At 75.2% G+C, this 12,958-nt stretch carries 9 protein-coding genes; 4 read left to right on the top strand and 5 right to left on the bottom strand.

Going from position 1 to position 12,958, the window contains the following annotated elements; all coding sequences use genetic code 11:
- The first annotated feature begins 5 nt into the window (after nt 1-5).
- Nucleotides 6-2,225 carry an NADP-dependent isocitrate dehydrogenase gene (locus Q5694_RS23065; protein WP_333935128.1) on the top strand — a complete coding sequence of 740 codons (2,220 nt, stop codon included), beginning with the start codon at nt 6-8 and terminating at the stop codon, nt 2,223-2,225.
- 84 nt (nt 2,226-2,309) lie between these two features.
- Here the strand turns inward: Q5694_RS23065 and Q5694_RS23060 are convergent, their stop codons facing one another.
- Nucleotides 2,310-2,651, bottom strand: a complete 342-nt coding sequence (locus Q5694_RS23060) for a DUF5713 family protein (protein WP_333935127.1) — start codon at nt 2,649-2,651, stop codon at nt 2,310-2,312.
- A gap of 82 nt (nt 2,652-2,733) precedes the next feature.
- On the opposite strand from Q5694_RS23060, the gene Q5694_RS23055 reads away from it, so the two are divergent.
- Nucleotides 2,734-3,549 carry an N-formylglutamate amidohydrolase gene (locus Q5694_RS23055; RefSeq protein ID WP_333935164.1) on the top strand — a complete coding sequence of 272 codons (816 nt, stop codon included), beginning with the start codon at nt 2,734-2,736 and terminating at the stop codon, nt 3,547-3,549.
- 64 nt (nt 3,550-3,613) lie between these two features.
- On the opposite strand, the gene Q5694_RS23050 is transcribed toward Q5694_RS23055, so the two are convergent.
- The 3 genes from Q5694_RS23050 to Q5694_RS23040 form a co-directional block, all read right to left on the bottom strand.
- Complete coding sequence (locus Q5694_RS23050; protein ID WP_333935126.1) at nt 3,614-4,204, bottom strand: hypothetical protein; 591 nt, start codon at nt 4,202-4,204, stop codon at nt 3,614-3,616.
- Nucleotides 4,205-4,209: 5 nt separating this feature from the next.
- Nucleotides 4,210-4,785, bottom strand: coding sequence for an RNA polymerase sigma factor (locus Q5694_RS23045; RefSeq protein ID WP_333935125.1), 576 nt, complete (start codon nt 4,783-4,785; stop codon nt 4,210-4,212).
- Between the two features lie 62 nt (nt 4,786-4,847).
- Nucleotides 4,848-6,278 carry a S8/S53 family peptidase gene (locus tag Q5694_RS23040; protein ID WP_333935124.1) on the bottom strand — a complete coding sequence of 477 codons (1,431 nt, stop codon included), beginning with the start codon at nt 6,276-6,278 and terminating at the stop codon, nt 4,848-4,850.
- 138 nt (nt 6,279-6,416) lie between these two features.
- On the opposite strand from Q5694_RS23040, the gene Q5694_RS23035 reads away from it, so the two are divergent.
- Nucleotides 6,417-9,023 carry a CHAT domain-containing protein gene (locus tag Q5694_RS23035; protein ID WP_333935123.1) on the top strand — a complete coding sequence of 869 codons (2,607 nt, stop codon included), beginning with the start codon at nt 6,417-6,419 and terminating at the stop codon, nt 9,021-9,023.
- A gap of 111 nt (nt 9,024-9,134) precedes the next feature.
- On the opposite strand, the gene Q5694_RS23030 is transcribed toward Q5694_RS23035, so the two are convergent.
- Nucleotides 9,135-10,844: a LuxR family transcriptional regulator AbsR2 gene (locus tag Q5694_RS23030; RefSeq protein WP_443040921.1), complete on the bottom strand. Its 1,710-nt coding sequence runs from the start codon at nt 10,842-10,844 to the stop codon at nt 9,135-9,137.
- Nucleotides 10,845-11,269: 425 nt separating this feature from the next.
- On the opposite strand from Q5694_RS23030, the gene Q5694_RS23025 reads away from it, so the two are divergent.
- Nucleotides 11,270-12,937, top strand: coding sequence for an FAD-dependent monooxygenase (locus Q5694_RS23025; protein WP_333935122.1), 1,668 nt, complete (start codon nt 11,270-11,272; stop codon nt 12,935-12,937).
- The last annotated feature ends 21 nt before the right edge of the window (nt 12,938-12,958 follow it).

Genomic DNA, 12,958 nt, shown 5'->3' with positions numbered 1-12,958 from the left:
ACCCGGTGACTGACTCGACCATCATCTATACGCACACTGACGAGGCCCCCGCCCTGGCGACGTATTCCTTCCTGCCGGTGGTCCGGGCGTACGCCTCGCAGGCGGGTGTCCCGGTGGAGACCCGCGACATCTCGCTGGCCGGGCGCATCATCGCCGTCTTCCCGGAGTACCTGACCGAGGACCAGCGCATCCCGGACGCCCTGGCGGAGCTGGGCGAGCTGGCCAAGACGCCCGCCGCCAACATCATCAAGCTGCCGAACATCTCGGCGTCCATCCCGCAGCTCAAGGCCGCGATCGCCGAGCTGAAGAGCCAGGGCTACGCGCTGCCCGACTACCCGGACGACCCCAAGAGCGACGAGGAGCGCGAGATCCGCGCCCGCTACGACAAGGTCAAGGGCTCCGCCGTGAACCCGGTCCTGCGTGAGGGCAACTCCGACCGCCGTGCCCCCGCCTCGGTCAAGAACTACGCCAAGTCCCACCCGCACCGCATGGGCGCCTGGACCTCCGAGTCCAAGACGAACGTGGCGACCATGGGGCAGAACGACTTCCGCTCCACCGAGAAGTCCGTGGTGATCGCCGAGGACGGCACCCTGCGCATCGAGCTGGTCGGCGAGGACGGCACCACCACGGTGCTGCGCGAGTCCGTCCCGGTCCTCGCCGGTGAGGTCGTCGACGCCTCCGTGATGCGCGTCGCCGCCCTGCGCGAGTTCCTGACCGCGCAGGTCGCCCGCGCCAAGGCCGAGGGCATCCTGTACTCGGTCCACCTGAAGGCCACGATGATGAAGGTCTCCGACCCCATCGTCTTCGGCCACGTGGTGCGCGCCTTCTTCCCGAAGACCTTCGCACAGTACGGCGAGAAGCTGGCCGCGGCCGGCCTGAGCCCGAACGACGGCCTGGGCGGCATCTACAAGGGCCTGGAGGCCCTGCCGGAGGGCGCCGAGATCAAGGCCTCCTTCGACGCCGAACTCGCCGAGGGCCCGGAGCTGGCGATGGTCGACTCCGACAAGGGCATCACGAACCTGCACGTGCCCTCCGACGTCATCATCGACGCGTCCATGCCGGCCATGATCCGCACCTCCGGCCACATGTGGGGCCCGGACGGCCAGGAGCACGACGCGCTCGCGGTCATCCCGGACTCCTCCTACGCGGGCGTCTACCAGGCCGTGATCGACGACTGCCGCGCCAACGGCGCCTACGACCCCTCCACCATGGGCTCGGTGCCGAACGTCGGCCTCATGGCGCAGAAGGCCGAGGAGTACGGCAGCCACGACAAGACCTTCGAGATCCCGGCCGCCGGCACGGTCCGCCTGGTCGACGCGGGCGGCGACGTCCTGATCGAGCAGAGCGTCGCGGCCGGCGACATCTTCCGCGCCTGCCAGACCAAGGACGCGCCGATCAAGGACTGGGTGAAGCTGGCCGTCACCCGCGCCCGCGCCACCGGCGACCCGGCCGTGTTCTGGCTGGACGAGACCCGCGCCCACGACGCCAACCTGATCGCCAAGGTCAACACCTACCTGGCGGAGCACGACACCGAGGGCCTGGACATCCGCATCCTGTCCCCGGTCGAGGCGACGAAGCTGTCGGTGGAGCGCATCCGCCGCGGTGAGAACACCATCTCGGTCACCGGCAACGTGCTGCGCGACTACCTGACCGACCTGTTCCCGATCCTGGAGCTGGGCACCAGCGCCAAGATGCTCTCGGTCGTCCCGCTGATGGCGGGCGGCGGCCTGTTCGAGACCGGCGCGGGCGGCTCCGCCCCGAAGCACGTGCAGCAGCTGGTCAAGGAGAACTACCTGCGCTGGGACTCCCTCGGTGAGTTCTTCGCCCTGGTGCCCTCCTTCGAGCAGTACGCCAAGGTGACGGGCAACGCCCGCGCCCAGGTGCTGGCCGACACCCTCGACCGTGCCACGGCGACCTTCCTCAACGAGGACAAGTCCCCGACCCGTCGCGTCGGCGGCATCGACAACCGCGGCAGCCACTTCTACCTGTCCCTGTACTGGGCGCAGGAGCTGGCGCGGCAGACCGAGGACGCCGACCTGGCGAAGGCGTTCGCCGCGCTGGCCGAGACCCTCGCCGCGAACGAGCAGAAGATCGTCGACGAGCTGGTCTCCGCCCAGGGCAAGCCCGTCGACATCGGCGGCTACTACCAGCCCGACCCGGCCAGGGCCGCGGAGGTCATGCGCCCGTCCACCACGTGGAACGAGGCCCTGGCGTCCCTGAGCTGACGCCCGGGACCGACCGGTCCCCGCTCCGCCCCGGCCGCGCACCGCCCGGCCGGGGCGGAGCCCTGTGTGCCCCTCCCCGCCGGCTCACCAGTCGCGCGGGGCGATCAGCTCCTCCACGTCCGCGTCCGGGAAGCCGTAGGCGCGCGCGACGAAGTCGAAGTCGCCGGCTATCTCCTCCCGGGCCACCGTCTCGATCTCACTGCCCGCCTCCTCGAACGCGGCCTGGAGGTCGTTGAACTCCTCCGTGGCCGCATGGGTCAGCGCGTACAGTTCGGGCAGGCCGGCGGGCCGCTCCCGCTCGATGCGCTCGCACAGGGCGAGCAGGACGGCACGGCCCCGGTCCACGACGTGGTCGGGGTGGTAGCCGGACCTGTACAGGGCTCGCAGGAAGGGATGGGCGCTCACCTGCTGGTTGCCGATCGGCATGCCGTCCTCGGTCTCGGTCGTCGGGTGATGTGGGACCTTGATCGTGCCCGACACCACTGACAACGCCCCCGGGAGCCGCCCCGTGACCGACGCGCCGCCGCCCTTCGAACTGCTGCCGGGGGCCGCCGGCTCCCCCGTCATCCTCCATGTGCCGCACGCCTCGCGCGAGATCCCCGCCGCCGTGCGGGCCGGCATCGTGCTCGGCGACGGGGAACTGGCGCGCGAGCTGGACCACATCACGGACGCGCACACGGACCGGATCGCCGAGGTGGCCGCCGGGCTGGCCGGCGTCACGCCGTGGCGGTTCGTCAACCGTCTGTCGCGACTGGTCGTCGACCCGGAGCGGTTCCCGGACGAGCGCGAGGAGATGCTGGCCGTCGGCATGGGCGCGGTCTACACGAGGACCACGCACGGCGAGGCGCTGCGGCCCGCGGGCGCCGACACGGGGCCGCTGGTCGAGCGCTGCTTCCTGCCCTACGCGCGGGCGATGACCCGGGCCGTGGCGGACCGGCTGGCGGCCACCGGCCGGGCCGTGATCATCGACGTGCACTCGTACCCGAGCCGGCGGCTCCCCTACGAACTGCACGGGGAAGGGCCCCGTCCGCCGGTGTGCCTGGGCACCGACTCCTTCCACACCCCGGCGGCGCTCGTGGACTCCGCCCGGCGGGCGTTCGGGCGGGCGGAGCTGGACACGGAGCTCGACACCCCGTTCAGCGGGACCTACGTACCCCTGGAGTTCCACGGGATCCGGCCCGAGGTGAGCGCCCTCATGGTGGAGATCCGCCGCGACACCTACATGAGCGAGCCGGGCGGCCCCGCCGGGCCGGGACTGGAGCGGCTCGCGGGCGCGCTGGCCCGTCTGACCGACGCGGTGTCCGGCCGGGCCGCCACCGGCTGAGGCATCCCGCACGGTGACCGGCGGACGGGTGCCGGGGCGCGCCCGCCCGCCGGCGGCGCGGGCGTCACGCCCGCAGCCACTCCGTCACCACCACGTCCCCGCCGGTCCGCAAGCGCAGGGCGAACGGGCCGGACAGCGGCAGCTCGCCCGAGAAGCGCCCGAGGTCGTCGACCGTGAGCGGGGTGCCCGGACGGGGGCCGCCCAGGACCTCGACGCGGGCCGGCTGCGGCGGCAGCACCTGCCCCAGCAGACCGTGGGCGCCGACCTCGACGTCGACCGTCACCTCGCCCGCCTGGAACGTCAGCATCCGGGGCGCGTCGCCGACGCCCCGCACCGGGAGGGCGTCGACCAGCGAGTCGAAGGTCAGCTCGGCGACCCGCGCGCCGAGGTCGTGCAGCGCGTGGGCGTCCAGGGCGATCTGCTGGAGCTCGGGGGGCACGGGGTCGAGAACGGCGGCGGCCTGCCGCAGCTCCTCCTCCAGCAGTGCGTCGTCGAACTCCCGGTCGTCGAAGTCCTCGTCACCGAAGAGGTCGTCGCCGTCGCGCACCCCGTCGCTCCACCCGCCGTCCCGCGTGCCGTCGAACACGATGCCGTCGTCGCGCACCCCGTCGTCGTGTGAGCCGTCGCCCGGGATGCCGTCGCCTTCGTCCCGCATGCCGCTCACACCGCCCCCCGTGCCTCGAGCCGGGCCCGCAGGCGGCGCAGACAGCGCTGGCGCAGCGGCCCGATGCTGCCCACCGCGATGCCGAGCGCGGCGGACACGTCCTGGTAGCTGGGCGGCGGCGTGGTCATCAGCACGCGCAGCAACTGCCTGCACCGCTCGCCCAGTTGCTCGAACTCCTGCCACAGCCTGCGTACGCGCTCGCTCTGCGCGGCGGCCTCCTCGGCGTCGAGCAGGGACTGCTCCGGCACACCGTCCTCGCTGGGCCGGTCCAGCAGACCCGGATCGTCGGTCAGGGTCAGCCGCTGCGCGCTCCTGATCACCTTGAGGCTCTCGTGGCGCGCGGTGCTGGCCAGCCACGCGCCCGCCTTGCCGGGCTCACGGATCCGCCCCAGGTGCTGGGCGAATCGGAACCAGGTCGTCTGGTAGACCTCGTGGGCGTCGGCGTCGGAGAGCCGGTGGGCCCGTACCACGGACCAGACCAGCGGGCCCAGCCCCTCCACGAGCGCCTTCCAGGCAGCCGCGTCGCCGTCGGCCGCGGCCTGGACGAGCGCGCCGGCATCAGTACGGTCCACGGCAGCCCCACCCCTCGAGTACGGCACGTCATCGTACGCCGTGGAGAGGGCTGTTCCGGTCCTCACAGTCCCGGCGCCGGACGCAGGACCCGGACCGGCCGCCAGGTCGGCGGGCGCAGCGCCGGTACACCGGTCCCGCGGACCTCCGCCGACTCCGCCTCGGAGGCGAGCAGTTTCCGTCGGGCTGCCCGCGGGTCGGGCTCTTGGTGCGCGGTCATGTGGGCGGCGACCAGGCCGGCGGTGACGGGCGTGGCGAAGGAGGTGCCGCTCCACTGCGCGTACCCCTCGAACATCACCTGGTCCGGCTTGGCCGCGTTGCCCTCGTCGCTCAACACCCCGCTGTGGCTGGGGCTCTGGCAGGTGCACCCGTATCCGGAGCCGTAGCGGCAGGCGTCGTACGTGGAGTGCTGGTACACGTACGGGACGGGTGAGTCGAAGCCGGTGAGGGGGGCCGTGAGGCGCTCGCCCGGGGCGTAGACCTTCACCCAGGGGCCGTGGTTGGTGAAGCACGCGCCGGCCTCGCCGTCGCTGCGCAGGGCGCCCACCGAGAGCACGGAGTCCTCCCAGCCGGGCAGTCCGGCGTAGGCGGCGGGCCAGAAGGGGTTGTCACTGCCGTTGTTGCCGGCGGCGGCGACCAGCAGGGTGCGCTGGGCGCGCAGTTCCCGCATGAAGTTCTCGACGCCGAGCAGGCCGTCGGTGCGGCCGTTGGAGGTGCCCGCGGACAGGCTGAGGATGTCGGGCCAGCCGCTCGCGTCGACGGCCTCGAAGAGCTTCTCGCCGAACTCCGACTCCAGCACGGCGCCCGCGTCGTTGAGGCTGCCGCGCACGGTGATGTCGGTGTTGGGCGCGACGGCGGCGACGAGCCCGGCGATGAACGTGCCGTGCCCGACGTACTGCTGGAGGATCCCCCGTTCGTCGCGCTCGCGGACCTGGCGGTCGCCGTCGGTGTGGGCGAGCAGGCCGCAGGAGCGGTAGTCGTGCATCAGGCCGGTGTCGACCACGAGGACGCCGACGGCGGTGGCCGGGTCGTGGGGCGTGCCGGCGGCGGCCGGGTTGGGCGGCTCGCTGAGGGGGGCGGGGACCGGTTCGTCGCCGGGGCAGGCGTTGACCGCGATGTGCACCACGTGGTTGCGGGCGGCCATCCGGCGTCCCGCGCGGGACTCGTGCTCCCGCACCGAGCGCAGGGCCTGGACGACGGCCCGGTCGGCGTCCCGGCCGCCCTCGCCGGGGTCCCCGACCCGGATCCGGGTGATGCCGCTGCGGTTGGTGAGCGGGCCGGCCCGGCGCACCTGCTCCTGGTCGAGATCGGGCGCCGCCGTGAAGTGCGCCCGTACGGCGTCCTCGACGACCCGGGCCTCCTCCCCGTCGCGGACGAGGACGACTCCCTTCTCGTACATGAACTCCGCCGCTTCGTCCGGGCCCGTGGCCAGCGGTACGTCCGGCATCGAGCGCTGGATCTGGTCGAACTGCTCGTGGAAGCGCTGAGGTGCCATGGCGGGTCCTCCCAGGGACGACGGCGTCGTCGGTGCCGCGGAGCGGTCGTCGATTCTCTTCGACTGGAGCCGCCGTCCGCCTACTTGATACACCGCCGGCCTGTGGGACGGGCCGGTGCGGCCACTACCATCCGAGGAGTGACGGCGGGAAGCGAGTCGGTTGCGGAGCTGCTGCCCCTGGTGTTCGCCGACCCGGGCCAGGCGCTGGCGAGGGCGCGGGCGCTGCTGGACACCGGTCCGGGCCCGCTGGAGGCGTCCGTCGCCCACCAGGTGATCGGCATCTGGCAGCGGGACTTCGGCGATCTGCGGCTCGCGATCGGCCATCTGCGCCGGGCCCGGGGGTGTGCCGCGCGCGCCGGTTCGGCCGACCGGGAGGCGGATGTGCTGGCCACCCTGGGCGTGGCCCTGGTGCACGCGGGGCGCACCCGGGACGGGCTGGCCGCGTTCGAGCGGGGAGTGGCGCGGGGCACCGGGCACACCCGGGCGCGGGTGCTGTTCCGGCGGGCGTACGTGTGGTGGGTGCTCGGGCACCATCGTGAGGCGCTGGAGGACGTGCGCCGGGCCGTGCCCGTGCTGCGGCAGGCGCGGGACGTGATCTGGACGGCGCGGGCGCTGACCCTGCGGGCGACGGTGCACCTCGCGCTCGGCGCCGTGGAGCGGGCCGAGGCGGACTTCACCGCGGCGCAGGCCCTGTGGGAGACCACCGGCCAGGAGCACGACAAGGCGGACGCGGTGGAGAGCCGGGGGCTGGCCGCGTTCCGGTCCGGGGACGTGCCGGCGGCGCTGCGGCTGCTGGACGAGGCGGAGGAGCGCTACGCCCGGCTCGGCACACCGACGTTCATGCTGACCATCCGGCGCTGCGAGGTGCTGATGGCGGCCGGGCTGGCGCCCGAGGCGCTGGCCGAGGCGGACGCGGCGGTCGGCCGGCTCGACGGCATCGGCGGGCAGTCCACCCGCAAGGCGGAGTTGCTGCTGGTCGCCGCGCGGGCCGCCCGCCTGGCCGGGGACCCGCAGACGGCGATCGCCCGCGCCGCCGTCGCCGTCCGGCTGTTCGCGGGGCAGCGGCGGACCTGGTGGGAGGCGCACGCCCGGCTGGTGCTGACCGAGGCGCGGCACGCGGCCGGGCGCGGTTCGGGCCGGCTCGTCGCGGACGCGGCGGCGGTGGCGCGGAGACTGGCGTCCTTCGGTGCTCCCGCCGCGCCGGAGGCCGCGCTGCTCGCGGGCCGGATCGCGCTGGACCTGGGGTGGACGGCCGACGCCGAGCGGCACCTGGCTCTGGCCGCGCGCAGCCGGCGAAGCGGCCCGCCGCTGGCGCGCCTGACGGGCTGGGCGGCACAGGCGCTGCGGGCGCGGGCAGCCGGTTCGGCGCGGGGCGTGCTGGAGGCGTGCCGGCGAGGTCTGGACGTCCTCGACGACCACCGGATGACCCTGGGCGCCTCGGAGTTGCGGGCCCGGGCCACCGCGCAGGGCGCGGAGCTGGCCGCGCTGGCGCAGCGGGCCAGTCTCGTCTCCGGCGGGCCGCGGCGGCTGCTGGTGTGGAGCGAACGCTGGCGGGCCACCGTGCTGTCGGCACCGCCGACCCGGCCGCCCGCCGATCCCGTGCTGCTGAGCGGCATGACGGCGTTCCGGGAGATCGCCGCGCGCGCGGAGGCCGCCCGGATGGAGGGCCGGCCGGTGGTGGCGCTGGAGCGCGAACAGCGGCGGCTGGAACGGGAGATCCGCTCCCGCACCCTGCACATGCGGGGCGGGGCGCCCGGTGACGGGAACCGGTTCGACGTGGGCCGGCTGCTGGAACGGCTGGGCGACGAGGTGCTGCTGGTGGAACTGGCGGTGCTCGACGGGCGCGTGCAGGTGCTGTTGTGCGGCCGGGGGCGGGTGCGAAGGTTCGAGGCCGGGCCGCTGGCCGAGGCGGAGACGGAGGCCGAGCACGTGCAGGCGGGGCTGAGGCGGCTGGCCCACCCGGGGGCGGACGCCCGGCTGCCGGTGGTGGAGGCGGCGGGGCGGCGGCTGGAGGACCTGCTGCTGGGCCCGGCGGCGGGGCAACTGGGCCGCGGGCCGGTGGTGATCGTGCCGCCGGGGCGGCTGCACCGGGTGCCGTGGGCGCTGCTGCCGTCGCTGCGGGAGCGGGTGCTCAGCGTCTCGCCGTCGGCGGCCAGTTGGCTGCGGGCCCGGGACACCGCGCCGCCGCCGGACGGCCGGGCCGTGCTGGTCCGCGGCCCGGGACTGGCCGGCGGGGGCGCGGAGGTGACGGAACTGGCCGGGCGGTACGCCGGGGCGAGGGTGCTGGAGGGTGTCGAGGCGCGCGTGCCGCGGGTGCTTCGGGAACTCGACGGGGCGGGGCTGGCCCACATCGCCGCGCACGGCACGTTCCGCGCGGACAGCCCGTTGTTCTCCTCGCTGCGGATGGCGGACGGGCCGATCGTCGTGCACGACTTCGAGCGGCTGGACCGCAGCCCGTACCGGATCATCCTGTCCTGCTGCGACACCGCGCGTCTCGCGTCCGTCGGGGCGGACGAACTGCTGGGTCTCGTCACGGCCTTGCTGCCGCTGGGCACGGCCGGGGTCGTGGCGTGCAGTGCCCCGGTGAACGACGCCGCGGTCGTGCCGCTGATGCTCGCCCTGCACAAGGGCCTGGACTCCGGGCTGTGCCTGGCCGAGGCGCTGCGCGACGCCCGGGCCGCCCTGCCGGGTGACGCCCTGCACCAGGCCACGGGCTGGGCGTTCTCGGCGTTCGGGGCGGCCTGACCCGTCCCCTGCGCGGGTCAGGCCGCCGGCCGGTGTCCGGACGGCCGCGGTGGAGAGGCGGCCGTCCGGTGGCGGGGCGGACGGGACGGCCCGGTCCCGGGCCGTCGCCGTTCAGGCCGGTTGCGCCTCCGGGGTCCGGGTCAAGTGCGGCAGGGCCGTGCGGTCGCCCGCGCCGAGGCGGGTGTAGGCGCCGTAGAGGTGGTTGCCGACGGTGCGGATCGACAGGGTGAGGCGTTCGGCGATCTGCCGGTTGCTCAGGCCCGCCGCGGCGAGGGTCACGATCTGCCGCTGCCGGGCGGTGAGTTCACCGAGGGCCAGTCCGGACAGCGCGGGCGTGCGGGCGTCCTCGCAGCGCCGGGCCAGGGCGACGGCCCGGGTGCGGGCGTGCCGGGCGGCGCGCGGATCACGGTGCACCGCCACCGCCTGGGCGTACGCCTCGGCGGCGAACAGCGTGAAGCCACGCTCCTCCAGTTCCTCGGCCACCGCGTCCAGGCCCGGCCCGTCGGCACGGGCGAGCGCGCCGGCGTGCCGGGCGAACACGCCGCTCAACCGCCCGGCCGCTTCCCCGGGGGTGCCGAGCCGGACGGTGTCGTAGGGGTCCCGGGGCGTGGCGTGGAGGGACACGAGCCCTTCGGAGCGGGTGAGTTCGTCCCGGCAGGCCGCGTCCTGCGGGTCGGCCCGCAGTCCCTCCCGGGCCCAGGCGGCCGCGGTCCTCGGCTCGCCGCGCAGCCGGGCGAACCGGGCCCGTACGGCGGCGTACGCCCCCGGCAGGGGCCGGCCCTCGGCGAGCAGGAAGTCCCCCACGGGGGTGGGCAGCGCCGTGACGTCGTCGCGGTCGATCCGGCGGACCAGGGCGGACGCCTCCGCGTCGAGGGCGGCGGTGCACGTCCGGGGGTCCGGCGACAGCCTGCGCGCCCTCAGCCGGCCCGCCGCGGCCCGGAGGACGGGGCCGTACAGCGGGTGGGTGAACCGCACGCCGCCCCGTGCCCCGACGTGGACCAGCCCGTCGGACTCCAGCGCTTCGCACGCGTCGAGGTCCAGGCCGTCCACGCTGGGTTCCAGCGGCTCGGCGAAGGCGAGGCGGTCGAGGATCTCACGCTCGCGCGGGCAGTCGCGGCCGAGGACGGGGACGGCGTACGCGCGCACGGCCGCGGTCAGCGGGAGCGGCCCCCGCCACGAGCGCTCGCCGGTGTCCGCACCAGGAGTGAGCAAGTCCCCGACGGCTTCCAGCAGTTCGCGCAGGAGCCGCAGATCGCCCCCGCTCAGCCCCAGCAACCGGCCGGCGGTGAGCGGGTCGAGGGGGCCCGCGGCCGCCGTGAGGAGCCGGGCGGTCTCCTCCGCGGGCAGCGGCTCCAGCGCGAGGCGCGGCAGGAGTTCCCCCGTCCACAGCCGGGAGATCGCCCCGGGCGCCGGTGAGCCCGCCGGGGCGGCCACCAGCAGGCGGGTGCGGCCCTGCACGGCGAGCTGGTGGACCAGAGCCGCCGAGGCGTCGTCGAGCAGGTGCGCGTCGTCCACCACCAGGGTGCCCGCCCCGGACAGCAGGTCGACCGCGCCGGGCAGGGTGACGGCCCCCGGCAGCACATGGGCGAAGGCGGCGAAGGGGATCGCCCGGCCCTCGGGCGTACCGGCGGCCCGTACGCAGTCGCGGCCGCGAACCGCCTCGGTGAGCAGGCGGGTCTTCCCGCAACCCGCCGGACCGGTCACCACCGTCCCGCGGCGGGCGCCGGTCAACGACCGCCCCAACAGTTCCAGTTCGGCCTCCCGCCCGGTGAACGGCCAGGGCGGCACCGGCATCGTCGCGTCCCTCTCGTAAGTCGTCACACCCCTATGAGCGCGACTGCTCAGCCTTGATACAGGGCGAATTGAGCAGACCTCGACTCAGGCGCCGGCGGAGGGCGGCGGGCAGGATGGTGCACCACCGGTGACGGCGACGCCGGCGCGGTGCTCCGCGAGGAACGGGACGACGGGGGATCCCGCCACCTGGCGGCCGCAACCGTCCGCGTCGCCCGCTCTCCGGCCTCGGTTCCGCCAGGACGGCGGTGAGGTGCCGGTGAGGGCGCAGCACCGCCGCGCGGGCACCCGAGTCACAGTCCGGCACCGGGGGAACGGCCGGGGACGTCACCCATGGGGGTGCGTGACGCCCCCGGCCGCGCCGTGTCCGGGGCCGGGTGGCCGACTCGCAGGCCGTCCCCGGGGGGAGGACGATGGAGGCGGAGCTGCAGGGGGGCTCTCGGCGGGAGACCTCCGTGGTGGACACAGACGTACTGATCGCCGGCGCCGGACCGGTCGGACTGACCGCCGCCGCGGAGCTGCGGCGGCACGGGGCCACCTGCCGCCTCGTCGACCGGCTGCCGGCCCGGCTGCCGTACGCCAAGGCGGTGGGCGTACAGCCGCGGACCCTGGAGATGTGGGACCGCATGGGCCTGGTCCGCGCCGTCCTGGAGGCCGCCGTGCCGATGCGGGGGCAGGTGAGGTACTCCGACGGCGTGGAGCAGGCCCGCCTGGAGCTGCGGTTGCCGCCCGACGTTCCGTACGTCTTCGCGGCGCTGCCGCAGTACGAGACGGAACGGATCCTGGAGGAGCACCTGGCCCGCTTCGGCACGGTGATCGAGCGGGGGACGGAGCTGGTGGACTTCACCCAGGACGCCGGCGGGGTCGTCAGCCGCGTGGTCACGGCGTCGGGCGAGGAGCAGGAGGTGCGGTCGCGGTTCCTGGTCGGCTGCGACGGGGCGCACAGCACGGTCCGCAAGAAGCTGGGCCTCGCCTTCGAAGGGGCCCGGTTCCCCGAGGAGTACATGCTGGCCGACGTGGAGGTCGACTGGAGCCTGCCGCAGGGCTACGGCGTGCGCGCCTCGCACCACGACACCGAGGGCCGGGTCGACGACCTGCTGGTGTGCATCCCGCTGCCCGGGGAGAGCAGGTACCGCATGTCGATGCTGGTGCCGCCCGAGCTGTCGGCGGCCGGCCGGGGCGGGGCGCCGGACGCGGTGGCGCACGGGCTGGAGAGCGGACGCGCGCCCGGGCTGGAGCACGTCCAGGCGGTACTCGACCGGATGTCCCCCGAGCCCACGACGGCGTCGGCGCTGCGCTGGTCGTCGGTCTTCCGCATCAGCCACCGCCTGGTCGACCGGTACGGCGAGGGCCGGGTCCTCGTCGCCGGTGACGCCGCGCACATCCATCCCCCGACCGGGGCCCAGGGCATGAACACCGGCATTCAGGACGCCTGCAACCTGGCCTGGAAGCTGGCCCTCGTGCTGGACGGCGGCGCCCGTCCGCGACTGCTGGCCAGTTATGACGCCGAGCGCCGCCCGGTCGGCGAGGAGGTGGTGGGGCGTACGGTGCGCAACGCGGCCCAGGACGGTGTCGGGGCCGCTCCCGGCGACCTGACGACGGTCATGCTGCGCGAGGCGCAGCTGCTGGTCTCCTATCCGGACAGTCCCCTGATCGCGCCGGACGGCGGGGCCGGGGGCGCGGGGCCGCTGCCCGGGCAGCGGGTTCCCGACTGCCGCGGGCTGACCGCGCGCCTGGCCGCGGCCCCCCTGCGCCTGTACGACCTGCTGCGCGAGCGCGGCCACGTCCTCGCCCTGTACGCCGACGGCGTGGAGGCGCTCCCCGGATGCGGTGAGGCCGCCGCCGGGGTGGACCGGCTGACGGCCGGCAGGGTGCCGGCGTTCGTCGTCGCCGCGCGCGGCGTGGACGCCCCCGAAGTGGCCCGGGGACAGATGGACGCGGACGGCCGGACCCTGCCGGTCTTCCGGGACGACGACGGGGAGTTCGCCCGGCAGTACGGCGGGGGCGCCACGGCCTTCCTGATCCGCCCGGACGGGTACCTGGCCGCCCGGCAGTCCCCGCCCGCCGCACCGGGTGCCGGCTCGCCACTGGCGGACGCGGTGGAACGGGTCTTCGGCGGGTGAGGCGGCTGCGGCGATGACGCG

Origin of the sequence: Streptomyces sp. AHA2, from assembly GCF_036857595.1 — a bacterium.
Classification (GTDB): Bacteria; Actinomycetota; Actinomycetes; order Streptomycetales; family Streptomycetaceae; genus Streptomyces.
Note: the sequence above shows the minus strand (reverse complement) of the source record. Positions and strands in the feature narration are given on the sequence as shown.